Source organism: uncultured Gimesia sp. (assembly GCF_963976445.1).
Classification (GTDB): Bacteria; Planctomycetota; Planctomycetia; order Planctomycetales; family Planctomycetaceae; genus Gimesia.
In genome coordinates this window covers 416044-442800 of record NZ_CAXBKP010000002.1, presented here as the reverse complement: position 1 = coordinate 442800, position 26757 = coordinate 416044, and the positions used below count along the sequence as shown (strand labels likewise).

Sequence of the window (26757 nt, the reverse complement as noted above, 5' to 3'; positions counted from 1 at the left end):
ATAATTTGGTGTCTGTTGTTTTTGAATTCGAGAATTAAGCAGTCACTGCGTTTAGCATTTCTCGTACATCCGTCACGCAACCATTGATGGCGGCAGCGGCAACCATGGTGGGGCTCATCAGTAGTGTGCGTCCTGTCGGGCTGCCTTGTCTGCCTTTGAAATTCCGGTTACTGGACGAAGCACAGAGTTCGTTGCCGACCAGTTTATCCGGGTTCATTGCCAGGCACATGGAGCAGCCAGCTTCTCGCCATTCAAAGCCGGCATCCGAGAAAATTTTGTCGAGCCCTTCTTCAATGGCCTGTTTGCGAACGAGCTGTGAACCGGGAACGACCAATGCTTTGACATGTTCGGAAACATGACGTCCCTCGACAACTTTTGCAGCTTCTCTGAGGTCGGAAATCCGTGAATTTGTACAGGAGCCGATGAAAGCAACGTCGATTTTTTGCCCTTTGATCGGCTGGTTTTCTTCGAGATCCATGTACCGAAATGCTTCTTTGATCAGTGTTTGCTCGTCTTCTGGGTAGCTGGAAATGGGGGCCAGGCACTCGGATATCCCCACTGATTGGGCAGGAGTAATACCCCAGGTGACAGTCGGTTCGATATCTGCTGCATCGAATTCAACGACATCATCAAATTTTGCATCAGGGCCGGACGCCAAGCTGAGCCACCATTCGGCGGCTTTGTCGAATGCTGCTCCTTCTGGAGCGGAGGGGCGGCCTTTCAGGTAATCGACGGTGGTCTGGTCGGGGTTGATGTAACCACAGCGGGCTCCCCCTTCGATGCTCATGTTGCAGACCGTCATGCGTTCTTCCATCGACATGCGATCGAAGACATCACCGGCATACTCGTAGGCGTAGCCCACTCCGCCTTGGACGCCCAGCTTTCGAATAATGTAAAGTGTTACGTCTTTTGCGGTTACGCCTGGTCCGAGTTCGCCATTCACTTTGACCTGCCGTACTTTGGGACGCCCTAGAGCCATGGTCTGAGTTGCAAGGACATGAGCGACCTGGCTTGTCCCGATTCCCAGAGCAATTGAGCCAAATGCTCCATGGGTACTCGTATGGCTGTCACCGCAGACGATGGTCATGCCTGGCTGGGTCAGACCCTGCTCAGGTCCGACGACGTGGACGATTCCCTGGCGGATATCATCAACATCCAGCAGCGTGACGCCAAACTCACGACAGTTTTTTTCAATGGCTGACATCATCTGTTCTGCAAGATTGTCTGCGAAGGGGCGGGCCTGGTTTTGTGTCGGGACGATGTGGTCTACCGTCGCAATAGTCCGTTCGGGGAACAAAACTGTCAGGCCACGATCACGCAGCATCTCAAATGCCTGGGGGCTGGTGACTTCATGAATCAGGTGTAAGCCAATTAATAACTGGTCCTGGCCAGACTCAAGGGTTTTAACTGTGTGTAAGTCCCAAACTTTATCGAACAGGTTTTTTGTATTACTCATCTTTTTTTTTGTTTCGTTTTAACTCGAATTTTACTGACAGATGACGTTTCAATCGCGACGGTCGTTTATTGCTTAGGTCTATTTCAGGTGACACAGAGGTGGGCTAATTGGTCCCCTGTATACCTATGGCCATGTCTTCGGAGTAAGAAATCGCGACCAAGAACCTTACACAATTTGGTCCTCTAATATAAGGTATCCAAGCCTGCCAAATCCAAAAAACTGCAGTCAAGGATAGTGTGAATTCAAATAATCAGGAGAATCCATGCCCGGTACATTGCAGTAATTACTGATATTATTGCAAATTAGTCAGCAATTTGTTTAACATTGTAGGAATTTTGTAGAGTAAAAGGGGCAAGAATTTTAAAAAGGTGTGCTGGAACCGTTGTGTATTGTTCAGACAGCTTTTAAACTCCACGACTTGATGCAAGTTGTTGCCTCATCACAACTTTGCGAACACCAACATCAACAGGAGTGTAGGGCATTGGTCTTAACCTACTGTCGTTGTTCGGTTTAGGTTCCGGTTTTGCGCTCGTTTTCTGCCGAGGACGGGCTGGTTTGAGGCAGTGGTTTATTGATAGCGATTTAATTGAGACACCTGTTTTTTAGTGATTAGTAGTCTGGATATCAAAAGTGTTTGAGGGATTAACGTCCAATCTGAAAAATGCACTCAGCGGTCTTGCCCGTGGTGGGAAACTCACCGAAGGCAATATCCGTGATGGATTGCATGAGGTGCGCCAGGCATTGCTTGAAGCAGACGTTAATTACGAAATTGCCACCAGTTTCATCGAACGCGTGACCGAACAGGCGGTTGGTGAAAAAGTTCTCAAAGCGGTCCGACCTGATGAGCAGATCGTCGGAATTGTTCATCAGGAATTGATCAACCTGATGGGGCCGGTCGAACCTGGATTCACTTTCCGACCTTCCGGTATCACGGTCATCATGATGTGCGGTCTGCAGGGAAGTGGTAAAACCACAACCTGCGGAAAGCTGGCCCGGCTCTTAAAAGAGCAGGGGCGTAAGCCGATGCTGGTAGCAGCGGATTTACAACGTCCCGCGGCGATTGAGCAGTTGAAGGTCATCGCCGCTCAGGTTGATGTCCCCGTGTATACAGAAGCACCAGAAGGCAATAATGCCGTTAAGGTCTGTCAGAACGGGCTCAGTCAGGCTAAAAAACTAGGCAACGTTGATACGGTAATTCTCGATACAGCCGGTCGTCTGCACATTGACGAACAATTGATGCAGGAATTGGAGCAGGTTGAACGGAAGCTCCAGCCAGATCAGGTAATCTTCGCCTGTGACGCGATGACAGGGCAAGATGCAGTCAACAGTGCCAAAGCATTTAATGAGGCTTTGGAACTGGACGGCGTGATTCTGACAAAGCTGGATGGTGACACCCGCGGTGGTGCCGCCCTGACAGTCAAAGCGGTCACAGGCGTCCCCATCAAATTTATCGGTGTCGGGGAAGCACTGGATCGTCTGGAACCGTTTCATCCTGACCGGATGGCGGGACGTATTCTGGGAATGGGTGATGTCGTCTCACTGGTTGAGAAGGCGCAAGAGCAGTTTAACGAAGAGGAAGCTGCTGATCTCCAGACTCGGATGGCAGAGGGAAAATTCAGCCTGAACGACTTTCAGAAACAGATGGCAACCATTCGAAAAATGGGGCCGATGCGGGAGATCATGAAAATGATTCCTGGTATGGGCGGTCTTCTGGATACGAATCCGGATGTCGATCCTGGTTCTGAGATGAAGCGAATTGATGCGATTATCAGTTCGATGACGCCAGTGGAACGCGAAAACCCCGAGCTGATTGATCATAGCCGGCGTCGCCGGATTGCGATTGGGAGTGGATCTGATCCCTCGGATATCAGTCGGCTGGTGAAAGATTTTAATAACATGGCTGGTGTCATGCAGAAAATGGCCGGCATGGGCATGCGTGACAAGATGAAAGCCATGCGTGAGCTGTCTTCCGGTGGGATGATGGATCCCATGGGGGGCATGAGCAAACAAAAGGAACGCAGCAAACGCGGCGGTGACCCGATTAAGCTGCGAGAGAAAAAGAAAAAAGATAAAAAAGCAAAAAAGAAACAGCGTAAGAAGAACCGTTAGTCGGACTAATGGGGTCGATGGCTGTTTCGAAAATATTACAAATATTTGTATCTTCCATAAGATAAGAGTTCGTTTCCAAAAGGAGAAATTAGTGGCAGTTCGTATTCGTATGAAAAGAATGGGTCGTAAGCATCGTCCCTTCTATCGTATTTGTGTAATGGATTCACGCAAACAACGTGATGGTGCAGCAATTGAAGAAATCGGAACTTATGATACTTCCGTTGCTGACAAATCAAAGCGTGTCACAATCAACATGGAGCGTGTTGATTACTGGATGTCAGTCGGGGCGCAACCTTCTGACAATGTTGCTACGCTGATCAAAAAAGTGAAAAAGAACAAGTTCGGAACAGCGGCTGCGCCAGCACCTCTGATTGCTCCCAAAGAGCCCGAGCCGGAACCAGAACCAGAATCTTCGGAAGCAACGACGGAAGCTTCAGCCGAAGAAGGTACTGCTACTGAAGAAACCCCCTCAGAATAAGTTTCTGAGTCGATTCGTTATAGGACCGCTCTTTGAGAGAGCAAAATGCGATTTGATATTCTAACCTTGTTTCCCGAACTGTTTGATAGCTATCTTGAGCAGGGGTTGCTCAAGCGAGCGATTCAAAATCAAATAGTTGAGATTCAACGTTGGAATTTTCGAGACTGGGCAACAGACAAGCACGCCTCGGTAGATGACCGCCCTTATGGTGGCGGTCCGGGGATGTTGATTGGTTGTGATACGGTCTTTCAATGTGCCGAGCACGTTCGGGAAGAGGTTCCTGAGCCTGGCAAATTGATTATGCTGACTCCCCAGGGGAGAACGTTGAATCAGAGCCTGGCTCAAGAGCTAGCAAAAGAACCGCAACTCACATTGCTGTGCGGAAGATACGAAGGATTCGACGAACGAATCCGCATTGGCCTTGAGCCAATGGAAATATCGGCTGGTGACTTCATTACCAACGGAGGGGAAGTGCCAGCCATGTTGATTATTGAGACTGTAATCCGGTTGATTCCCGGAGTATTAGGCGATGAAAGCAGTGCCAAATACGATTCGTTTTCTGAATCGGGACTGCTGGAGTATCCTCAATACACGCGGCCTCAAAACTTTCGTGGAATGGAAGTTCCGGAAGTGTTATTAAGTGGAAATCATCAGGAGATTGCACGTTGGCGGCACGAACAGAGTTTGAAACGAACTCGCGAACGGCGTCGAGATCTTCTGACGGAATCGGAATCAAATTCAAGTTGAACTAAAATAATGTAAACAGTGCGTTTCAAGCTACCTTATCGGGTATTCGGGAAACGTCCTAAGAGGACATTGAGTCATGCAGGAATTATTGAAAAAGATAGAAGCATCTAGCCTTCGTGAAGAGCCACTTCAATTTGAAATCGGGGATACCGTTGATGTGCATACCCGAATTCAGGAAGGTGACAAGGAACGGATCCAGATTTTCAGTGGAGTCATCATTTCCCGACGTGCAAGTGGCACGCGTGAAAACTTCACAGTCCGGCGCATCATTGCTGGCGAAGGTGTGGAACGAATTTTTCCCGTCAATTCGCCCAAAATTGCGAAGTTGGACATCAAACGCCACGGTCGGGTCCGTCGGGCGAAACTTTATTACCTGCGTGATCGGGTTGGTAAAGCAACACGTCTGACCGAACGTCGTGCGAAAAAAGACGGAGAGTGAACTGTTGGAAACTCGCCAGAAGCACTGAGGACAATTCAGTGCTTCTGGGCCAGTCGTCTGGCGTGCAGTTTCTCCTTAATCTCGGCTTCCGTTTACGAGTAAATGCCTATGGTAGGTAAATGGTTTGGTAAGCTGCTGGGGGATCAGGGAGAACGTACTGCTATCCGGTTTCTGAAGCAGCAGGGGTATTCGATTGTAGCCCGACAGTATCGGACAGATCTGGGGGAAATCGATATCATCGCGCTGGACGGTGAGGTAATTGCTTTTATCGAAGTCAAAACTCGTAAAAGTAATTCCAAAGGAGAACCGTTTGAGGCGGTCACACAGAAGAAACAAATCCAACTGACCCGGCTGGCCAGCTCATTCCTGAAAAAACGTAAACTGCTTAGTCATCCCGCCCGATTTGATGTGATCTCAATACTCTGGCTCTCAGAAAAAGCGACTCCCGAGATACAGCATTTTCAGAATGCCTTCGAACCTTCAGGTGAGTTTCAGTTTTTTACTTAATCCGACTGGATTGTAAAACGCCACTGTTCCATCTACATTAACGTTGAATTGCTTTGTCATAACGTTTGTCACTGAAAGAATGAGACATGTCTGTTGAACAAAAAGCTGCTGAGTCAGGTCTGACTTTTGAACCGATTGAACCTGGGTACCTGAAGCTCTGTATTAAAACCGGCAATCTCTTGATGACTTCAGGTCATGTGAGTGATCAAAAAGGGCGGTTAGGAGAAAATGTCAGCCTGGAAGAAGGCGTTGCTGCTGCCCGTGATTGCGCTATCAAGATTTTACAATCCGTGCGACATGAGCATGGTACGCTAAATGGTCTGAAAGTGATTAAACTACTCGGGTGCGTGAATTCGACCCCTGATTTTACTGACCAGCACTTAGTCATCAATGGGGCCTCTGACCTGTTTCATGAATTGTTTGGGAAGACGGGAGATGGTTACCATGCCCGCAGTGCGCTCGGATTTGCTGCACTCCCAACCGGTGTTGCCGTGGAAATTGAAGCCATTTTTGAGATCATTGATGAGTAATTGTAGAACGAGTACAGGCACGTACTCGTTCATCGAAAAATGAGCTCTCAGGCCGGATAAACCTCAGAAATTGACAATTCTGGGAATTCGCTTGACAAAGTGACGTGTAAAGTGTGTAATACTAGTCGATTGGTATCGGTTAGGTACTAAATATAGTTGAAGGGGACCTCAATTGTATTCGTAGGCCTGATTTGATTTCACTCGAATCTGTGAAAAGGATTTCCAACCTGAAAGTACGGGAGTTTTTGCTCTCAGTCACACCCATGCTTTATTTTAAAGCACCTTCCTTAAGTTCTGTGGGCTCATTTTGCTGCAAAGCTTCGTCTTTGTGACAGCACGAGTTCAAAACAGGTATAGCCTTATAACTTGTTTAATTATTAGAGTTTAAGGGTTTTTTCTTTGGGTTTGAGATCGCTCTCAGATTTCTGGTTGTCTTTTTCCGATAATATAAGAGGAGAAGGAACTCAATTAAGTTGAAGTAGTGATTCTCAGAGTACTGCGCACATTAGTGTTAAGCTGAGAGTCTCAACAATCTTACAACTATAGTTTGAACAATGTCGTTAATGGACTTGCATTGTTTTTTGCTATAGGGGATTGAGGGTCAAGCTAAGATGGCTGGGTCAAATCAAACACGTGTGGTGATTTCCGGAATTGGAGTTGTTTCTCCAATTGGTATCGGAATTGATGCATTTTGGAAAAATATTTGTGCAGGAAAGTCGGGGATTGAGCGTCTTCAGACGTTTCCTAACTGCAATTTGCCTTCCAAACTGGCAGCAGAAGTCAAAGACTTTCAGCCAGAGATTCACCTGTATAACAAAAAATTTCTGAAGGTCATGTCGCGAGACATCCAACTTGGTGTTTCTGCCGCTTCAGATGCTGTTCGCGATGCCGGGATCAAAGAAGGCGTTGTCGATCCAGATCGTTTTGGTGTTTCTTTTGGTGCAGGCCATATCCCGACCACCCCAGATGAGCTGGTCGAAGCCGTCAAGCATTGCGCCAAACATGATTCCTTTGAATTTACCCGTTGGGGCGAGGATGTCATGGGGCAGATTACGCCTTTATGGATGCTCAGACAACTCCCTAATATGCCCGCTTGTCATATTTCAATCGAGCACAATGCGCAGGGCCCTAACAACACAATTACCAGTCAGGATTCTTCGGCTTTATTAGCCTTGTCCGAAGCGATGCGTTGGATTAAGCGTGGCGCCGTCGATTGTATGGTGGTTGGTGCCTGTACTTCGAATATCAATCCCCTTGACCTTTCTCGCAAGAATCTGATGGGTTTGTTGTCACCGGATGAAGATCCGAAACGCGCCTGTCGGCCTTTTGATCGCGATCGTGATGGCACGATACTCGGTGAAGGGGCTGCTGCATTTGTTGTTGAAAATTATGACCATGCTGTTCGTCGTGGTGCGGAAATTTATGCCGAAGTCATTGGCTTGGGAGCCGGCTGCGATGGCCGTCCTGTTTCTAAAAATAATCATCAAAATGAAACTGGATTAGTTCGGGCCATTGAATCAGCGATGCGACAGGCAAATTTGAAACCAAACCAACTCGGTCATATCAACGCTCATGGCAAGAGCACGAAGATTGATGATCAGGTTGAAGCCCGCGCTTATCACCGCCTGTTTGGTGATGAGGCAACGAAAATCCCGATCACGGCACTCAAAAGTTACTTCGGTCATTTTGATGCTGGTTCAGGGGCTGTCGAACTGGCGGCGAGTATTCTTTCACTACGCCACAATATGACTCCTGCGACGTTGAATTACGAAACTCCTGATCCATTGTGTAATCTCAATATTGTTCATGGCGAGGCCCGTCCTCTCACGATTCCGACTGCGATGTCTGTGAGTCGAACTGCATTTGGCCAAAGTGCTGCGGCTATTCTACGGGCCATCTGAGTTTCGCTTTTAAAGCGTTGCCGGTCTTCCATTTCTGTTTGCGCTTTTTTTGCGCGCTTTTTCATCTTCCCCTTGAGAACGTGATTAAATACGATCAGAATGATAGTTCGGGAAGGCTGCTGGAAACCTCTCTCAGTGCCATATTCCGTCACGAGAAATCGATTTCGCTCAACATATTCTCAGGAGATTCAGCCATGGCGACAGACGTTCTAGATTCGGTTGCAAGCATTCCTCAAATTCGGCAGACCCAACTTCTGATTAATGGAGAATGGCGCGATGCGTTGAGCGGAAAAACATTTGAGACAGTGAATCCTGCGACTGAAGAAGTTATTGCGAATGTGGCAGAAGGGGATGCGGCTGATATCGACTTGGCCGTTAAGGCAGCACGCACTGCATTTGAGTCGGGGCCGTGGTCCAAAATGGATGCCCGTGATCGTGGGCGGCTGATTTATCGACTGGCCGACTTGGTTGAAGAAAATATTGAAGAGCTGGCTGCTTTAGAGTCTCTCGATAATGGAAAGCCGATTCGTGACAGTCGCGCAGCAGATTTGCCGCTGGTGATTGATTGTCTGCGTTATTATGCAGGCTGGTCTGATAAGATTGAAGGAACCACGATTCCAATTCGGGGCAATCATTTTTGCTATACCCGTCGTGAGCCACTGGGAGTGGCAGGGCAGATTATTCCCTGGAACTTCCCCTTGTTGATGGTCGCCTGGAAATGGGCTCCCGCTTTGGCCGCGGGCTGTACCATCGTGATGAAACCTGCGGAACAAACGCCTCTCTCCTGTTTAAGATTGGCGGAGCTAACGATGGAAGCCGGTTTTCCTCCCGGCGTGATCAATGTTGTTCCGGGATACGGTCCGACGGCAGGCGCCGCGCTGGTCAAACATCCCGATGTGGATAAGATTGCATTTACCGGTGAAGATGCGACTGCCAAGATTATCATGGCCGATGCGGCGGCAACTTTGAAACGTTTGACATTCGAGTTGGGCGGGAAAAGCCCGAATGTCGTTTTTGCAGACTGTGATCTGGATGCAGCGGTTGCCGGTGCGGAATTCGGACTGTTCTTTAATCAAGGGCAGTGTTGCTGTGCCGGAAGCCGATTGTTTGTCGAAGAATCTGTGCATGAAGAATTTGTGGCCAAGATCGTTGCCAAGGCCGCTGCCCGTAAATTAGGTAATCCGCTTAATCCAGAGACGACTCAAGGGCCTCAGATTGATCAGGCGCAGATGGAAAAAATCTTGAGTTACATTCAGAAGGGGAATGAAGCAGGTGCTCAGTGTGTGACGGGGGGGACCCGGTTTGGAGACAAGGGTTATTTTGTGGAACCAACCGTCTTTGACAACGTCACGGATGAGATGCCCATCGCGACCGATGAAATCTTTGGGCCTGTGTTGAGTATTTTGCCCTTCAAAAATGTCGATGAGGTGATTTCCCGGGCGAATAATACGCACTTTGGTTTAGCGGCTGCTGTCTGGACCAGTGACGTGAAAAAAGCACATCTGATGGCGGATCGCATCAAGGCGGGGACTGTCTGGGTAAATTGCTACGATGTGTTTGATGCAGCTGCACCATTTGGTGGTTTCAAGCAGAGTGGGATCGGGCGTGAACTGGGGGCAGCAGGCCTTGCCAGTTATACGGAATTGAAAACGGTCACGATGAGTCTGGATTAAGTAGTTTCGATTGATCCGATCTGTTTTTGACAGAAAATCATAAATATTCCAAGCTCGAACTCACTGTCTCGTAGTGGTTTAGTCTCATTAATTTTATGATCTAGAATGGGATGTGAGGATCGACCGCGCAATATATTTTGCTATAATCGCCCCGTATTAGAAATCAATCACCTGGAACAGGAAGTTCGAATGGGCTCGTGGCATATCATATTTACACTGGGGATCTTTCTTGCTGCCGGTTTGGTATCGGGCACACTGGGGGAATTATTCCGTTTACCTAAGGTGACTGCCTATTTATTAATGGGCGTGATCCTGGGGCCGGCGATTTTTGATCTGATCCCGCATACACATATCGAAGAATTGAATCCTCTGACTGATCTGGCGATGGCGCTGGTCCTGTTCGGCTTGGGTAATCATTTTACGCTCTCTCGGCTGCGCCGATTATTTCATCGTGTACTCCCCCTGTCTGTGAGTGAGATACTCGCGACGTTTTTTCTTGTGTATGTTGGTTTGTTGCTGGTGGGGGAATCTGGTAGTGCTGCGATCCTGCTTGGCGCATTGGCGATTGCTACAGCCCCCGCGACTACCATTCTGGTGCTGAAAGAAATGGAGTCGGAAGGCCCGATTTCCGAGTACACGGGCATCCTGGTGGCGCTGAACAATTTAGTTTCCATCGTGGCATTTGAAATCATCTTTGTTGCCGTTTATTTTTTCCAAGGTGATAGTCAGCATACATCCGTATTTGCTCAACTGGGGCATCTGGGGCTGGATATCTTTGGTTCAATTTTCATCGGTATCTTCGGTGGGTTGATGATCAGTTATGGCAATGCGATTATCAAAGGCAGCCGCCGCATGATTATGCTGCTCGGGCTGATTGCATTGGCTTTGGGGCTCTGTCGTACCACGGGCCTGCCTTATATGCTGACCTTTCTGGCAATGGGATTTACCGTAGCGAATTCACTGGCTGAGGAAGAAGTGCCCAAGCTTGAGAAAGAGTTAAATCCACTGACCGGTTTTTTGTGTGTCCTGTTTTTCATCATTCATGGCGCGGAACTGGAACCGAAGCAGTTTATGGAAGCCGGCTTAGTTGGTTTCAGCTACATCATTCTGCGTTTGCTGGGAAAATATATTGGTATTCTGGTCCCTGCGAGAATGCGTGGTGAAGAACCGGAAGTCTCCCAATGGCTGGGGACCACGCTGTTTGCACAAGCCGGTGCCGCGATTGCACTCTCGGCGATTGCTGTCAGCCGAGATCCCGTATTGGGTGGGCATCTGCAGACAATTATCTTGGGCTCGGTTGTGTTTTTTGAAATCGTCGGGCCAATTATGATCCGCCAATCTGTGCTGCGGGCTGGTGAGGTTCCCTTGATTAATGCAATTCATCATACGGCTGGTGACCCGATCAGCGAATTTCAGGCAATGATCAGACGGTTCCTGGTTTCCTTCGGTCTGCTTTCCGAAATTGATCAGCCTCCTGACCAGATTCTGGTCGAGCAGTTGTATCGCAAGAATGTCAAAGGGATTTCACAGACCGCAACATTCAACGAGGTGATTTCTTTCATTGAGCATAGTCACGACAACACGTTCCCTGTCCTTGGACCTAATGAAGAAGTCGTGGGAGTAATCCGATATCAGGATCTGAGTAATACCTTGTTCGATCCCAAAATTGGTTCGCTTGTGAGGGCGGCAGACCTGGCAAATAATCTAGAAACAGTGGTCTATCCCGATGATTCTTTGGCGCGCGTGTGGACCAAATTCCGTGAGGGATCTTATGATTGTTTGCCCGTCGTGGCACGAGAGCAACCACATCGTATGCTGGGAGTCATTCGACGTTGGGAAATCCTCAAGTATTATATTAAAGGCCATCGTTCGGCTCAAAGTAATGATTCGAAGTAAATTCAGCTTATCTATGACTGGTAAGTGCTGACATCAGACCGACGTTTGCCACTCATCAGAAAAAAACTAAACTGAAACGATCAACAATTCAACACGTGAAGAATCTTACGAAATCACAGAGTTCAATAGAGGTACGTTAGTGGTGAAACGAGTTGCATTAATTACGGGAATCAATGGCCAGGATGGATATTACCTTTCTCGGTTTTTGAAAAGTAAGGACTATGAAGTTCATGGGATTACTTCCTGCAGTAAGCCGGGGATCGGCGAGCCTCCTCAGAATTGTTACTACTGTGATTTTGCGGAAGGTTCCAATCTGAATGAGATCATGGGGAAAGTGCAGCCGGATGAGGTCTATCATTTAGCAGCCCAGAGCCACGTGCGGCTATCGTTTGATATCCCTGTTTATACTGCGGAAGTCACTGGAGTAGGAACGCTTCGTCTGCTGGAAGCATTACGGTATTACGAGGAACAAAGCCAGAAGAAAATTCGCTTCTATCAGGCTTCTTCAAGCGAAATGTTTGGCAAGGTTGTTGAATCACCGCAAAGTGAAACGACTCCCTTTCATCCGCGCAGCCCCTATGCGTGCGCGAAGGTATTTTCCTATTGGCAGACGATTAATTACCGGGAATCGTATGGTATGTATGCCTGCAACGGGATTCTGTTCAACCACGAATCTCCCCGGCGCGGCGAAGCATTTGTGACGCGAAAAATCACTAAAGCGGTGGCACGGATCAAACTGGGGATGCAGGAAAAGTTGTTTCTGGGGAATATTGATGCCAAACGAGACTGGGGTTTTGCAGGTGACTATGTCGAAGCGATGTGGCTGATTTTGCAGCAGGATAAACCGGATGATTTTGTGATTGGTACGGGCGAGACGCATTCCGTCCGCGAATTTCTGGAAGCAGCCTTCGGTGCCGTTGATCTGGACTGGAAACAGTATGTTGAAATTGATCCCCAGTATTATCGCCCTGCAGAAGTCGAATTACTCTGTGCCGATCCGACCAAGGCACGCGAGAAACTGAATTGGGAACCGAAGGTTTCATTTAAAGAGTTAGCACAGTTGATGGTCGAGGCCGATATGAAGCTGACCCAGCAGGAGAAACTTCTGAACGACGTCGCTTCCTGAGCCCGAACACACTTTTTCTATTCCTACGCGGATTACCCCATGTCAGTTCGAAATGAAATAGAAGATCTTCGAAAGCAGCTTGAGCACCATAACCGGCTGTATTATCTCCAGGCAAAGCCAGAAATATCTGACCGAGAATATGATCGGTTGATGAAACGGCTGGAGAAACTAGAAGCCGAATATCCGGAATATGATTCTCCAGACAGTCCAACGAAAAAAGTCGGTGGCGCACCGATTGAAGGATTTCAGACGGTGCCCCATCGTCTGCCAATGCTGTCGATCGATAATATCTTCGAACAGGAAGGGCTGCGTGATTTTGAAACGCGGCTCTGCAAACTGCTTGATGAAGAGCAAGTTGAGTTAACGGCAGAATATAAAATTGATGGAGTCGCCGTTTCTTTGATTTATGAGAACGGTCTTTTGACACAAGGCGTGACCCGCGGCGACGGTCAGCAGGGGGATGATATCACGCACAATGTGAGGACGATCGGCGGGGTACCGTTGCGTCTTCAAACGGATAATCCACCGGAGTTGTTGGAAATCAGAGGCGAAGCCTATATCAGCAATTCCGATTTTCAGATTCTGAACGTGGAAATGCAGGAGCAGGGGAAAGAACCATTTGCCAATCCCCGAAATACGACGGCCGGCGGATTGAAACTGCTTGATCCTAAGTTATGTGCCAAGCGAAAAATTCGTTTTTTTGCGCATGGTTCTGGAGCCGTCGAAGGCGTTGACTATCAAACGCATATCAATTTTCTGGCAGCGATTCAGGAGATGGGAATTCCTGCCACGCCGAATGTGGAAGTGTTTCCAAATCTGGAAGCGACCCTGGAACATGTCCAGACGATGATGGATGATTTGCACACTCTTGATTTTGAAGTCGATGGCATTGTGCTGAAAGTCAATCAGTTTGATCAGCGGGAATTACTGGGCAATACTTCGAAAAGCCCTCGTTGGGTCGTGGCTTATAAATGGGAACGTTACGAAGCGGTCAGTAAAGTTGATTCGATTGTGTTTCAGGTTGGTAAAACGGGAACCGTCACTCCCGTCGCGAATCTGGAGCCGGTTCAAATTGCGGGGACCACGGTTTCCAGAGCCAGTCTGCATAATTATGATGAAATGGAACGACTGGGGATTCAGGTCGGTGACTGGGTGGTCGTTGAAAAAGCGGGGAAAATTATTCCGCATGTGGTTCGAGTTGAAGAGCACCTGCGCGATGGCACACAGCAGGAGCTGACGTTTCCGATCAAGTGTCCTGAATGCAAGACAACATTGGTCAAGGATGAAGGGGGCGTGTATATTCGCTGTCCCAATCCAAACTGTCCCGCCTCAGTGCGTGAAACCTTGCGCTATTATGCTTCGCGATCGGCAATGGACATTGAGGGAATGGGCATCAAGATGATTGAGCAGTTGCTTGATCAAGGACTCATCAAAGGACTGGCGGATGTCTATCGTCTTGATGAGCATTATGATCAATTGACCAATCTGGAACGGCAGGGCGAGAAGTCGATTGATAATCTATTGGCTGGAATAGAGAAATCCAAGCAGCAGCCACTCTGGCGATTGTTAACTGGTTTGAATATTCGGCATGTGGGAACCAGCAACGCACGGATTCTGGAGAAGCAGTTTGGAACAATTGATGAAATTAGCAGTCAGGGTGTAGAGGATCTGGCTGCGGTGGACGAAATCGGCCCCATTATTGCTGAGTCGGTGCATGCCTTTTTTCACTCCGATTTTGGTGTCAAACTGGTCGGCGAATTAAAAGAGCTGGGGTTGAATATGGGTAGCCCGGTAGAAAAAATCGAAAAGCCGGCAGGGATTTTCGATGGAAAGACTGTTGTTGTCACAGGCACATTATCACAATTTACACGCGATGAAGCGAAAGAACTGATTCAAAAGCATGGTGGTAAAGCGTCGGGAAGTGTCTCCGCGAAAACCGATTACCTGCTGGCAGGCGAAAAGGCGGGGAGTAAGTTAACGAAGGCGGAGTCGCTAAATGTGCCTGTACTGTCAGAGACCGAGTTCTTAACTATGTTGAACGAGTCGGTTTGAATCAGGGGCGTCATCCTGCTTCCGGGACTTTCTGCGTGAGGTTCATCTGACGCAGTCGTTCCAGCCGATGGTCAAGATTCGTTTCATTTTGATACTGCTGTTCCAGATCCCAGAGGTCCATGAAGACTCGGCCCTGTTTCAGGTTCAAACAGGTTTCGAGGGTCGTTTCGAGCGAAGCGAGTTGCGGCGGCGCAAACTGATCACTCTGCTGTAGTTGCTCAAGAAGTCCGTTACCGGACCGCGTGGGAATGACTGAGCAACATTCGACCCCCAGCGAAAAGGCATATTCCACTGAGCGAATCGCCCATTCCACGCCAGCCTGTTCATCCATGAATGGTGGTTTCAAAAGAATAAATGCTCTGATTGGAATGGAGTGATTTCGCAAAAAATCGACGGCCCTGGAAAAATCATCCAGCGTCATTCGTTTATTGAGCGACTGTAAAACATCTTTGTGGATCGTTTCCAACCCCAATGCGATTTCCAGTTCTCCGGTGATCATTTGCTGGAACTCGACGCAAATCTGATTACAAAGCAAAGGGTGATTTTCTACGATGACCCGATCAAAGTGCTGTGTCAGATCGGCAATGGTGGGGAGATCTTTTTGGGGAATGGCTTTCGGATCAAAAAAGTTTCCGCTGTTATACAATTTGATGTGACTGGCGGGAGAGAGTCGGGCGAGGGCATATTCAATCTGATGCGGGATCAGGCCGGGTTTGAGTGTTTCGTCCGTTGTATTTTTCCAGAGGTCACACATCAGACAATGGAAGGGGCACTCGCGATTGGTAAGAAAGATGGTTGAGACTTCTGTGAGAACTCCGTCTGCCGAATATTCTGTTTCGTTTAAAAAGGCATAGGGGATTTCGGGAGAAACCCGGTTTTTAGGGGGACGCGCTGCGAGGATCTGCTGATCGTTGAATACCGAAGTTGGGGGATTCATTTTGTCGGCCCCATTGCATGTGACAAAATATCAGAGCCCTGTTTCTTAATGCATCGGATGATGCAGGATGATTACGGTGATTGATAAAGAGAGAGTAGAGTCTCGCGATATACGTTTTCTGAGTCAGAAAAGATCGTGTTGAAGGTTTGGTCATTGAGACTGCCTTCCTGAAATCGCCGTTTAGGATAAACGGGCATCGACAAGCCGGTGACTTGTTTAATGCCTCTGCAGACGATATCACCTTTGAGTGCATAAAGTTTTTTATGGTCCCAGCCGGTCAGTTCGATGTAGGGGATCCCTTCGGCGACTTCGATTACATTCGGTAATGCATACGGGCTAAACCCTTGGAATCCGAGGCTGCGGGCGGGGGCATAGGTTCTGACATGGCCTCGACTTTGACCGCCGGAATAGGTGAGTGAATGCTTGACAGCTTCGACTCCCCAGCCTTCTTGGTAGAGCATCAGATTATTCAGGACGCTGCGAATGGTTAATTCGGGATTGGCTTCGATGGGGTAATCTTTCAGGTTCTCATCCCCACCATCGCCGTCGATCAAATGCTTCCATCGCGGATATAGTTCCCTGATCTTTTTGCACAAGGCATGCGCCATTGTTGCAGCCTCTACATCAAGCTGTTTGTAGTCTTCCAGAATTTTGATGGCTTCTTTATAGTCCAGGCAGCTTTGCGGAACTTCCAGTATCTCCAGAAACAGGCTGAGCTGCATCTGTTCCAGAAATTGCTGTGCCTGTCGGCAATCACTTCCTTCGCCATCAATGGAAAGCGAAAACGCTTTCAAACGAGACGGTGATTCGTTGCGCGCGATCAGTGCATGGTAGACCAACAGGAAAATAGCACCACTGTCGATCCCTCCAGAAAAGAGCACACCGATCGGCTCCATACGGGGAATCGTGTCCAGCCACTTATGGATCTCTTGAGAAACAGCACCAATGTACGCTTTCCCGATTTCGTCCAGTTGCGGCGAAAGTCTGTTGCGTGTGGGAGTGAAGTAGCGTGTTGTTTTGGGGTTGGGATCGGGGCAGCCGATCAATTGCAGTTCGAGAATATAATGCGCAGGCACCATCCTGGTATAAGAAGGGTGAAACTGGTCGTCGAGTCCTTCGGTTTTGAGGAACTCATAGATCTCGTCGATTCGCTCTGCGATGACCAAGCAAGGTCCTTCAGCACGTTTGGCGAGGAAGAACCGCATCGGTCTACCGATCGACCGCGCCATCCGAATTCGTGTTCCCTCTTTGTGGACGATTGCAAACTGGCCGTCGATTTCTCGTACTCGTTCGGGTAAACCACTTCCGACTCGTTCTGTTGCCTCTTCGGCAGACATGTTGAAGAGTAGATTTGCAGCAGGATCCAGTAAATTGACAAGTCGTTCCACATAATCTTGATGAATCATTAAATCTAATCTCTCGATTTAATCGAGTGGCCTGGGTTATTTAAGGGCGTGCAAAAAATTCTATGATTCCTTACGCAAAATGAAAACACAGTGCGAGTGATTCCTCAACATTTTGAAAGAAATTCAAATTCATATGTACGTGCCTGTCGATTGATATATTGCTGTCTGTGTCAGTTCTTTGAATAGGTGGCACGAAAAATGGTTCGATTAATTTGAACAGTAAGCTGGGGTTGAGAAAGGTATCTCGGTTTGATAGCTTCTACAAAACACATAGGAGGAACCTTATGAATAGAGACTTGTCTCAATTGAATTATTCACGACGTCAATTTCTGCAGGCAAGCGCGGCGGGCATTGGGGGAGGGATATCACTGCCTTGGTGGAGTCCATTGCAGGCGGGAATGACACAAAAAAACAACCCGCACTCGGTGGTGATGATCTACCTGCCAGGAGGGCCGACGCAATTTGAAACATTCGACCCGAAACCAGACTCACCCAGTGAGATTCGTGGTTCCTTCTCACCAACACAGACAAAAATTCCTGGAGTTCAGTTTTGTGAATTACTGCCTCGGTTATCAGCGATTGCAGACAAATTTTCTGTAGTCCGTACGCTGGTCGGTATGGAAAACCGGCATGAATCATTCCAATGTTATACCGGACGTGCCGGGGGGCGGAATGAAGATGGCGAACCTGCTGGGGGCTGGCCAGCCTTTGGCTCAATTGTTTCCGAACTGTTGGGGCCAGGCAAGCAGGGTGTCATTCCCTATGTCGATGCCGCCCCGAAGATGAGCTACGCTCCTTACAATAACAACGGGAGTCACTTGCAGGGTAATCCTTCGTGGCCTGGCTTTACCGGCTTTAACCATATTCCGTTTACACTGGAAGGGGAAGTCAAATCGGATCTGGTTTTGAATGGGATTGATATCGCGCGTTTAAATGAGCGCAGGTCATTGCTGGAATCATTTAAACACAGCCAGCAGGCATTCGATGTTGAGGGCCTGGATAACTTTCAGCAGCAGGCGTTTCAAATGCTGACATCGGGGCGTTTTGCAGAAGCCATGGACGTGGATCAAGAACCTCAGTCCGTGCGTGATCGATATGGTAAGTTACAAAAAACGGACCCGAGTTTTGGAGGGGCACCGCAAAGTCCTCAGCACTTGTTAATGGCGCGCAGGCTGGTCGAAGCAGGCGTGCGATGTGTGACCGTGGCATTTGGCGCCTGGGACTGGCATGCGAATCGGGAAGGTTCGATCGAATATTTATCGAAAAAGTATTTACCGGTATTCGATCAGGCGTTGGCCGTCTTTCTGCAGGATCTGGAAGAACGAGGCCTTTTTGACCAGACGACCGTGATCGTCTGGGGCGAATTTGGTCGGACTCCACGGATAAATGCCAAAGGGGGCCGCGATCATTGGCCTGGAACGCAGTCAGTTCTGATGGCTGGCGGTGGAATACAAGGCGGTCGGATTGTCGGTCAGACAGACCGGGTCGGCGGCGTGCCCCAGGATCGCCCGGTGCATGTACAGGAAGTCTTCGCAACACTGTTTAATAATCTGGGGATTAATACAGAAACCGCTCAAATTACGGATTTGTCAGGCCGCCCGCGTTATCTTGTCGACGATGGTCGACACCCGATCCGTGAATTATATTGAGTTCCCATCAGAACCAAGTCGCGCTGGAATCGGAGGATGGGACCCTTTCTGAAGTGCCATAGAATTGATTTTCGAATGGGAACTCACAGCCTGACGCGGTGAGATTCCTTGCATTAAGAAATTTTTAAGTAATTACTATAATAATGCTTATGGAATGTTAGCTGCGGTCGCTGCTGGGGAAACGTGTCGAGTGAGACCGTTGATTTTCCAGCAATATCTAATATACTGCTGACTAAGCTGAGCTTAAATATCACGCGCCAGGATTTCACTCAGAATTGCCCGATCTTGGTGCGCTCACAACTAGATCATCAAATACTCCTGATCTGTATTTACCAGAAGACCTGTAATTATGTTAAATAGCGAAGTACCTCGGATTTCTCCTCTCAGGTCACTCAAAGACCGTTCTGATAAGTCGGACGAACAATATCGTCAGGCACTGGGTCTCGATGAAAATGGGAACGCCACCTGCAATGAAGATCGTGATGAAATATTGCGGTATTTGAATTTGCAGTTAATCGCCAATGGTTATCCGGCTGCTCTGACAGACGCGGATCGTACCTTTGCTGATATCGCGAAAGGGTTGCTGGAAAATCATCGACAAAAAAATCGCTTGCTCGCGAATCATCGCTGTCCTGCTGATAAGCGGATCGAAGCATTTTTGCAATCGCATTTTCGTGATGTTGACGGATCTCAAGATCTGAAACTACCCGGTAAAACGTTGGTACTGGATCGGTTCGGACTGGCTCGGGAACTTTCGCTTCCTGTTGAGGACGATGAATTTGTCAGTGACCTGGTGCAATCGTATCGCGTGAAGAATGGCGTATTGCATAACCCCAAACATGATCGACGTACAACAGTCGGCACGTTTCACATTACCGAAGGGGGCTTGCCGATTGCGGGGGACAAACGGGCTGTTCCACGTGCGATATTCGTCAAAATGTTTCAGCATGCAATGAATCCTCCCCAGGAAATGAAACTGTTTCCCTTTACTTCAAAACAGGCTGAGCCTGCTTCCGGGTGGGCTTCACTCTTGTTACGCCCGATTGTGTGCCCTGAAGTCAAAGGAGTCACGCCGGAGAAGCGGATGGAAGTCCGCTTTTTTGCTCCTGGGACTCTAGTGAGCAACTTGGACTTTGTGGAATCCATTTTTGGAAACGCTGGCGATCCGTTTGTACCCGAAAATGATGCCGGGCTGGATGTGATGCACTGGACCGGACATACCGGCGCAGTGATTCTGGCACCCCATCTGACGACGTTTACAAAACGGGAACTCGGTCTGCCTCACTGGGATGATGCAACCGAACGTCAGCAGCGAGACAGCATGTGCTGGAAGTCGGAAGAGGAACTTTATAACGATGGTCTGGCATTCAAAATGACCTGCCGTACGGATGAGGGAGTCATCGTCACGCTCATTGCCGATAACTATTTTGGTTATTGTAAAAAAGAAGTGAAGACACAGATCAGCTATTCGGCCAATCTGCATGGGAATGCAGAAGAAGAGCACGCAGGAGGCGCGATTGCCTATCCCAGCTATAATTTGGGTGAAGGGTTTCAAGTCAATAGTGTGAAATACAATGGGCGCACTTTCGATGATGTAATGCGTGATTATGGCGACCATATTGATGGTCAGGCTGAGGGGTATGGAATTGACCGACAGTTTCCCGACCTGATCTACATCCCCGAGGATGCGTATGCGAGTCTGCCCGAACAATGCATTCGCTGGACCCGAGGCGGTAAGGAACATTCGATTCCGCTATTGCCGGGCCGCGTTTATATGGCTCCCTCTGGTTATCATCTGCGGATGGAAAAGCACCCGGCTGCTCCTTCTTGGAGAATTGTGGGAACCTCAGGGGAAGGGATCTTTTGTCACAAACCCTGTACGGTCTCCGGGGGTGGTAAGAGTGAAATCAGTAAATCGCTTTTGGATTATATGTTGTATGGTCCCGTGTTCGTGTCCAATTACGAAGAAGATATGGCATACGTCCGCGAAATTATTGAGAAAGACTATTCCGATCGCTGGCTGGAACCTTTGCCGGAAGGAGATCCAAAACGACGCGTGAGCCGGCGCGTACTGGATATGAACCGTTCGTTGGGAAGTGTCATCAAGCTGCTGACCCCTTCGCCGAATCATACTCCTGAATTCAATGAATGGCTGAATGCGATACCCGATCATATTCGCGCGTTGGTCTTTATTATCAAACGTATCTATTGGACGAGTTGGGGAGAAGACTGGGCTAGTCATTTTGGTGTTGATATTGTGAATGGCACACACGGCCATGAATTAAAATACCGAGAGCGGAAACTGGTCGGTACCTATTTACGGGTTGGTTTATTTTCTTTACTGGGCTGGCGAACATTCAAAGTTCGACAGGACTTTATTGCTTCGATGAAAATTCAGACGGAAGATGATATCAGTGCTTCCGTTGTGGTCCCGTCGCGTGCCTTGAATCACATGGCAGAAGGCGAAAATAATCCCAGTTGTAAATTTGTGATTAATAGCGAGTATCGCTTGTTCCAGCGCCCCGATGATGCAATCGTCAGAGGTCTGGACAAGCAGACGGAAGCCGATCTGTCTCGGCCGGGGAATTTCATTTCCAACTTTGAGCCACTTTCGATTCAGAAAGTGCGTGAGATGAGTAAATACGTGGTTGATTTTGATGCCTTCAGTCCACCGATGCAGGAAATGCTGCGGGCAGCAGAAGAGTCGAACAGCAGTTATGTTGTTTGTTCCGCGAACCCGCGTCAGATTGATGGAAAGCCGACCAAGAATCCACGCTATCTTCAAATTCGTCCCGATCTGGTCAAGCCGTTTTATACGTACATAACCAAAATGGCGACGCGTCTGTTTCGTGGTGTGCCTGCTGATGAACCGGTGCATAATCCTGTGAATGCCGTGATGGTGGGCCGACGTAACAATCCTCCTGATCGTGCAAAAGGAATTCGGAGTCTGGCCGTGTATTCTCCGATCCATTATCAGGAACTGCCCGAGCTGTTTATGGATTTCATTTGTTCGCTGACCGGAAAAAGTCCTTCCACAACGGGGGCTGGCAGCGAAGGGGCTTTGACCAAAGGACCGTTCAATGCTCTGCGGCCTGCCGCTGATCTGAATAGCGCACTGGTTGGATTCATTCTCACAGGTTATGCCGGTTTTTCGACGGCCGCCGGGCATATCGGTCCCAATGTGCGTGTTGATCATGATGTCAGCCTGTTGATCCCAGAGATCTGGTGCCGGATGCAACCGCAAGAACGCGACCCGAAATACTTAATCGAGGAAGGCCTGTTGGAGCCGCTCAAGGACTTTGAACACAACGGGACACAGATTCCAGCGAGTCGTTTAGGCTATCGTATTACGTACCAGTTCCTGCATCGCTTCTTTGGTCGCGTGTTTGATAATCCGGCTTCGGTCTTTGATGAGACGATCCTTAAGCCTGAAAAGCAGGATCTGGATTCGTTTGTGGACGGAATTCAGTATATCGCCGAGGCACAGCAGCGAGTTGCGTTGCAGTACTTCGAGGATGGTTCCTATGAAGAAGCCTGTCCCCCATTGCAGGCGATTCTCTCGATTATGGCGCATGGAAACTGGCAAGGACATACGATTCATGATGACGAGGTTCGCTCTCTGTTTACGCAGGAGTCACTACTCAAAAGTCAGTGGTATCAGGACCGCTTGGTTGCGCGTCAGGAACGTGAAACCGCGTTGCTCAAACGTCATTTGGAATATCTTGACCAGTTTGCCGTCCATCCCGGTTATGACAGGGAAGTGAAGCGGCTTAAGATTGCAGAACGGCGACAATGGATTGAAGATCAGCTGGCACATGTTTCCTCACCAGATTATCTGCAAGCGCTGGTGGGCATGATTGGTGCCGAACCAGCAAAAGATTTGAATCAGTAAGCCAGATAAAAATCAGGCCGCATGCTGTTTCGCTTTTTCGTTGATTTGCTAGAATGCATTCCTGATGCCGCGCGCCCCGGTCACAGCTCTGAGTGTCATTGTTTTACCAGAGGTGGTTTACATTGGTTCTGTTCCAAAGCGTAATATTAATCAATTCAGAATTGCTTCAGTGCTGTCATTTAGCAGGCTGGCACTGTGATTTTCAAAACTGTGATTTTCAAAATAGAGTATAGGTTTTAGAAGTATGTCTGATCGCTCCACTCGTATTGAAGCTCTCTATACAGCCATTCAGAAACGGATACTGATTCTGGATGGAGCGATGGGGACGATGATTCAGAACCATAAGCTCAAAGAGGCTGATTACCGGGGCGAACGCTTTTCCGACTATCATATGGATATTGCCGGCAACAACGATCTGCTCTCACTGACCCAGCCGCAGATTATCCAGGACATTCACCGTGAGTATCTGGAAGCGGGCGCGGATATTCTGGAGACGAACACGTTCAATGGGACGCAGTTGTCCCAAAGCGATTACGAAATGGAGTCGCTAGCTCACGAATTGAACCTGGCTTCTGCAAAGCTCGCACGAGCCGCTGCAGATGAAATGACAGCGCTCACACCAGACAAACCACGCTGGGTGGCTGGTGTTATAGGGCCGACAAGCCGTACCTGTTCGATTTCACCAGACGTGAATGATCCAGGCGCGCGGAATGTGACCTATGATGAGCTGGTCGAGAATTATCTGGAGTCGATTGATGGTCTGGTGAAGGGGGGCGTCGATCTGCTCTTGATCGAGACGATCTTTGATACGTTAAACGCCAAAGCAGCCGTGTTCGCCGTTTGGACCTATTTTCAGCGCGAAAATATCGAACTGCCGATCATGATCTCAGGAACGATCACTGATGCTTCCGGCCGTACGTTGTCGGGGCAGACGACTGAGGCATTCTGGAATTCACTGTCGCACGCCAAGCCATTTTCGATTGGGTTGAACTGTGCATTAGGGGCAGAGGAACTGCGACAGTATGTGAAGGAACTCTCCCGTGTGGCGGATACCTATGTGTCGGCTCATCCGAATGCCGGTCTACCGAATGAATTTGGCGAATACGATCAAAGTGCCGCTGAGATGGCAGAGATTGTCGATGAATTTGCCAGTAGCGGCTTTCTGAATATTCTGGGGGGATGTTGCGGGACGACCCCCGCACATATTAAAGCCATCGCCCAGGCGATGGAAAAGCATGCACCGCGCAAAGTACCTGAGATTGAACCGGCATTGCGTCTTTCCGGGTTAGAACCGTTCAATGTGACGAAAGACAGTCTGTTCGTGAATGTCGGCGAACGTTGTAATGTGACTGGCTCTGCTCGTTTCAAGCGGCTGATTAAAGATGACAATTACGATACCGCATTGGAAGTGGCATTGCAGCAGGTGCAAAACGGCGCCCATATAATGGACGTTAATATGGATGAAGGCATGCTGGATTCCGTGGCTGCCATGACGAGGTTTTTGAATCTGGTGGCGACCGAACCGGATATTGCCCGCGTACCCATAATGGTGGATTCTTCAAAATGGGAAGTCATTGTAGCGGGGCTCAAATGCATCCAGGGAAAGCCGATCGTCAACTCGATCAGTCTGAAAGAGGGCGAGGCTGAGTTCTTAGAACGAGCCCGCTTGTGCCAGCTTTACGGAGCTGCTGTGGTGGTGATGGCCTTTGATGAGGACGGGCAGGCCGATACGAAACAACGTAAGACTGAAATCTGTCAGCGATCGTATCAACTACTGCGGGAGAAGTTGGATTTTGCACCGCAGGATATCATTTTTGACCCGAACATCTTTGCTGTAGCTACCGGCATCGATGAGCATAACAACTATGCGGTCGATTTTATTGAAGCAACTGAATGGATTCGCCAAAACCTGCCTCATGCCAGTGTTTCCGGTGGCGTGTCGAACGTGTCTTTCTCTTTCCGGGGGAATAATGCGGTCCGCGAAGCCATTCATTCGGTGTTTCTCTATCATGCCATTCAAGCGGGCATGAATATGGGGATTGTGAATGCCAGCCAGTTGGCCGTCTATGATGACTTGCCAGCAAAACTGAAAAACGGAGTGGAAGATGTCATTCTGAACCGCACACCGGAGGGAACCGAAGCGTTACTGGAAATTGCCGAAGAGTATCGTGGTGATGGGACAGCGGGCTCTGGAAAAACAGAGGACTTGTCCTGGCGGGAATTGCCGGTGACGAAGCGGATCCAACATGCTTTAGTGAAAGGCATCTCGACCTACATCGTAGAAGACGCCGAGTTAGCACGTCAGGAATTGGCTCGGCCACTGGATGTGATTGAAGGCCCGTTGATGGACGGGATGAATGTGGTCGGGGACCTGTTTGGCGCGGGGAAGATGTTTCTGCCGCAGGTGGTGAAATCCGCGCGGGTCATGAAGCAGGCGGTGGCTTATCTGCAGCCGTATATCGAAGAAGAAAAGGACGAAGCGAGTAAACCCAACGGTCGGATTCTGATGGCGACTGTGAAAGGGGATGTGCATGATATCGGTAAAAATATTGTAGGCGTCGTCTTGCAGTGCAATAATTTTGAAGTGATCGATCTGGGAGTGATGGTTCCCTGCGAGACCATTTTGAAAACTGCCCTTGAAAAACAATGCGACATCATTGGCTTGTCCGGGCTGATTACTCCTTCATTGGATGAGATGGTGACAGTGGCCAGCGAAATGGAACGTCTGGAGATAGATCTGCCGTTAATGATCGGGGGGGCTACGACTTCGAAGGCGCATACGGCTGTCAAAGTTGAACCGCAGTACAAACGGAATCAGGTGGTATATGTATCCGATGCTTCGCGTGCGGTGGGAGTCGCTGCTGCATTAATCTCAGATGAACAGCGCGATGCTTATGTCGCGAAAATCAAAGAAGAGTACGTGACTGTTCGTGAACGCGTCGCCAATCGCAAACCACAGGGAACCCCCGTGCCATATGCGGATGCGGTGAAGCAGGGGGTGCAGATTGACTGGGAAGATTATACGCCACCCGTTCCCACGTTTACCGGCACAAAAGTACTCGATGAATACCCGCTGGAAAAGCTGGTTGAGTATATTGACTGGACTCCGTTCTTTATCAGTTGGGATCTGGTTGGAAAATATCCCAAAATTCTCAATGATGAAGTGGTGGGAGAAGCCGCGCGTGATTTATATGCAGGTGCGCAGGAGATGCTTAAGAAGATTGTTGACGAAAAATTACTAACCGCACGGGCCGTCATCGGATTCTGGCCTGCGAATCGGGTCAATGGGGATGATATCGAAGTTTATGAGGATACCAGTCGCGAGAAAGTGAATGCGCGCCTGCATCATGTTCGACAGCAGATCCGCAAACGAGGGCAGGAAGAGAAACCGCTGATGTCGCTGGCTGATTTTGTTGCTCCTAAAGAGAGTGGCAAGATCGATTACGTTGGTGGCTTTGCCGTCACTGCGGGGATCGGAGCAGAGGAACTGGCTAAGTCTTACGAAGAAGCACACGATGACTATAACAGCATCATGGTCAAGGCGCTTGCGGATCGTCTGGCAGAAGCGTTTGCCGAACACCTGCATGCCCGCGTCAGAAAAGAATTCTGGGGTTATAAACCCGACGAAGAAATTGACAATGAAGCGTTAATCAAAGAAGAATATAGCGGCATCCGTCCTGCCCCTGGATACCCCGCCTGCCCCGATCATACGGAAAAGGAGACACTGTTCAAGATGTTGGATGCCGAGAGTGAAATTGGTATCCAGTTGACCGAGCATTTTGCCATGTATCCGACGGCTGCCGTTTCGGGCTGGTATCTCTCTTACCCGGAGTCGCGTTATTTCCATACGGGGAAAATTGATAAAGATCAATTGGCTTCGCTGGCAGAGCGCAAGGGGATGAGCATGGACGAAATCACGCGCTGGTTGCGTCCAGTACTACTGCATGATAATTAAACGT

At 48.9% G+C, this 26757-nt stretch carries 17 protein-coding genes; 14 read left to right on the top strand and 3 right to left on the bottom strand.

Annotated elements, in window-relative coordinates:
• Positions 1–34 precede the first annotated feature (34 nt).
• Positions 35–1456 carry a 3-isopropylmalate dehydratase large subunit gene (gene leuC / locus AAC022_RS04190; protein WP_339728292.1) on the bottom strand — a complete coding sequence of 474 codons (1422 nt, stop codon included), beginning with the start codon at positions 1454–1456 and terminating at the stop codon, positions 35–37.
• Between the two features lie 630 nt (positions 1457–2086).
• On the opposite strand from leuC, the gene ffh reads away from it, so the two are divergent.
• From ffh to ligA, 11 genes are all read left to right on the top strand, one after another.
• Complete coding sequence (gene ffh / locus AAC022_RS04185; RefSeq protein WP_339728290.1) at positions 2087–3565, top strand: signal recognition particle protein; 1479 nt, start codon at positions 2087–2089, stop codon at positions 3563–3565.
• A 91-nt stretch (positions 3566–3656) separates the two neighbouring features.
• Positions 3657–4043, top strand: a complete 387-nt coding sequence (gene rpsP, locus AAC022_RS04180; protein WP_339728288.1) for a 30S ribosomal protein S16 — start codon at positions 3657–3659, stop codon at positions 4041–4043.
• 45 nt (positions 4044–4088) lie between these two features.
• Complete coding sequence (trmD, locus tag AAC022_RS04175) at positions 4089–4790, top strand: tRNA (guanosine(37)-N1)-methyltransferase TrmD (protein ID WP_339728286.1); 702 nt, start codon at positions 4089–4091, stop codon at positions 4788–4790.
• Positions 4791–4866: 76 nt separating this feature from the next.
• A complete protein-coding gene (rplS, locus tag AAC022_RS04170) occupies positions 4867–5229 on the top strand; it encodes a 50S ribosomal protein L19 (RefSeq protein WP_339728284.1) in 363 nt (120 codons plus the stop codon).
• A 108-nt stretch (positions 5230–5337) separates the two neighbouring features.
• A complete protein-coding gene (locus tag AAC022_RS04165; protein WP_339728282.1) occupies positions 5338–5736 on the top strand; it encodes a YraN family protein in 399 nt (132 codons plus the stop codon).
• A gap of 86 nt (positions 5737–5822) precedes the next feature.
• Positions 5823–6266, top strand: a complete 444-nt coding sequence (locus AAC022_RS04160) for a RidA family protein (protein ID WP_339728281.1) — start codon at positions 5823–5825, stop codon at positions 6264–6266.
• A 611-nt stretch (positions 6267–6877) separates the two neighbouring features.
• Positions 6878–8167, top strand: a complete 1290-nt coding sequence (locus AAC022_RS04155; protein ID WP_339728279.1) for a beta-ketoacyl-[acyl-carrier-protein] synthase family protein — start codon at positions 6878–6880, stop codon at positions 8165–8167.
• A gap of 194 nt (positions 8168–8361) precedes the next feature.
• A complete protein-coding gene (locus AAC022_RS04150; RefSeq protein WP_339728277.1) occupies positions 8362–9840 on the top strand; it encodes an aldehyde dehydrogenase family protein in 1479 nt (492 codons plus the stop codon).
• A gap of 189 nt (positions 9841–10029) precedes the next feature.
• Entirely contained in the window at positions 10030–11736 is a 1707-nt protein-coding gene (locus AAC022_RS04145; protein ID WP_339728275.1) for a cation:proton antiporter, read from the top strand.
• Positions 11737–11878: 142 nt separating this feature from the next.
• Positions 11879–12862, top strand: a complete 984-nt coding sequence (gmd, locus tag AAC022_RS04140; RefSeq protein WP_339728273.1) for a GDP-mannose 4,6-dehydratase — start codon at positions 11879–11881, stop codon at positions 12860–12862.
• A 39-nt stretch (positions 12863–12901) separates the two neighbouring features.
• Positions 12902–14914: an NAD-dependent DNA ligase LigA gene (gene ligA, locus AAC022_RS04135; RefSeq protein WP_339728271.1), complete on the top strand. Its 2013-nt coding sequence runs from the start codon at positions 12902–12904 to the stop codon at positions 14912–14914.
• A gap of 10 nt (positions 14915–14924) precedes the next feature.
• Here ligA and AAC022_RS04130 read toward each other — a convergent pair whose 3' ends face one another.
• Both AAC022_RS04130 and AAC022_RS04125 read right to left on the bottom strand, forming a co-directional pair.
• On the bottom strand, positions 14925–15851 hold the full coding sequence (locus AAC022_RS04130) for a radical SAM protein (protein WP_339728269.1): 927 nt from the start codon (positions 15849–15851) through the stop codon (positions 14925–14927).
• Positions 15852–15922: 71 nt separating this feature from the next.
• The gene (locus AAC022_RS04125; RefSeq protein ID WP_339728267.1) at positions 15923–17257 is read right to left on the bottom strand and encodes an asparagine synthase-related protein; all 1335 of its coding nucleotides are present in this window, start codon (positions 17255–17257) and stop codon (positions 15923–15925) included.
• Between the two features lie 284 nt (positions 17258–17541).
• Here AAC022_RS04125 and AAC022_RS04120 point away from each other — a divergent pair, with 284 nt between their 5' ends.
• From AAC022_RS04120 to metH, 3 genes are all read left to right on the top strand, one after another.
• Positions 17542–18906 (top strand): DUF1501 domain-containing protein, encoded by a 1365-nt coding sequence (locus tag AAC022_RS04120; protein WP_339728265.1) that lies wholly within the window; start codon positions 17542–17544, stop codon positions 18904–18906.
• Between the two features lie 349 nt (positions 18907–19255).
• Positions 19256–22798: a hypothetical protein gene (locus AAC022_RS04115; protein WP_339728263.1), complete on the top strand. Its 3543-nt coding sequence runs from the start codon at positions 19256–19258 to the stop codon at positions 22796–22798.
• A gap of 244 nt (positions 22799–23042) precedes the next feature.
• Positions 23043–26753, top strand: coding sequence for a methionine synthase (metH, locus tag AAC022_RS04110; protein ID WP_339728261.1), 3711 nt, complete (start codon positions 23043–23045; stop codon positions 26751–26753).
• The last annotated feature ends 4 nt before the right edge of the window (positions 26754–26757 follow it).

Coding starts and splice junctions, on each gene's coding strand:
- AAC022_RS04145 (WP_339728275.1), top strand. CDS start 10,030: ATGGGCTCGTGGCATATCATATTTACACTGGGGATCTTTCTTGCTGCC.
- rplS (WP_339728284.1), top strand. CDS start 4,867: ATGCAGGAATTATTGAAAAAGATAGAAGCATCTAGCCTTCGTGAAGAG.
- AAC022_RS04150 (WP_339728277.1), top strand. CDS start 8,362: ATGGCGACAGACGTTCTAGATTCGGTTGCAAGCATTCCTCAAATTCGG.
- ligA (WP_339728271.1), top strand. CDS start 12,902: ATGTCAGTTCGAAATGAAATAGAAGATCTTCGAAAGCAGCTTGAGCAC.
- trmD (WP_339728286.1), top strand. CDS start 4,089: ATGCGATTTGATATTCTAACCTTGTTTCCCGAACTGTTTGATAGCTAT.
- AAC022_RS04125 (WP_339728267.1), bottom strand. CDS start 17,257: ATGATTCATCAAGATTATGTGGAACGACTTGTCAATTTACTGGATCCT.
- metH (WP_339728261.1), top strand. CDS start 23,043: ATGTCTGATCGCTCCACTCGTATTGAAGCTCTCTATACAGCCATTCAG.
- AAC022_RS04115 (WP_339728263.1), top strand. CDS start 19,256: ATGTTAAATAGCGAAGTACCTCGGATTTCTCCTCTCAGGTCACTCAAA.
- AAC022_RS04160 (WP_339728281.1), top strand. CDS start 5,823: ATGTCTGTTGAACAAAAAGCTGCTGAGTCAGGTCTGACTTTTGAACCG.
- AAC022_RS04120 (WP_339728265.1), top strand. CDS start 17,542: ATGAATAGAGACTTGTCTCAATTGAATTATTCACGACGTCAATTTCTG.
- AAC022_RS04155 (WP_339728279.1), top strand. CDS start 6,878: ATGGCTGGGTCAAATCAAACACGTGTGGTGATTTCCGGAATTGGAGTT.
- AAC022_RS04130 (WP_339728269.1), bottom strand. CDS start 15,851: ATGAATCCCCCAACTTCGGTATTCAACGATCAGCAGATCCTCGCAGCG.
- AAC022_RS04165 (WP_339728282.1), top strand. CDS start 5,338: ATGGTAGGTAAATGGTTTGGTAAGCTGCTGGGGGATCAGGGAGAACGT.
- leuC (WP_339728292.1), bottom strand. CDS start 1,456: ATGAGTAATACAAAAAACCTGTTCGATAAAGTTTGGGACTTACACACA.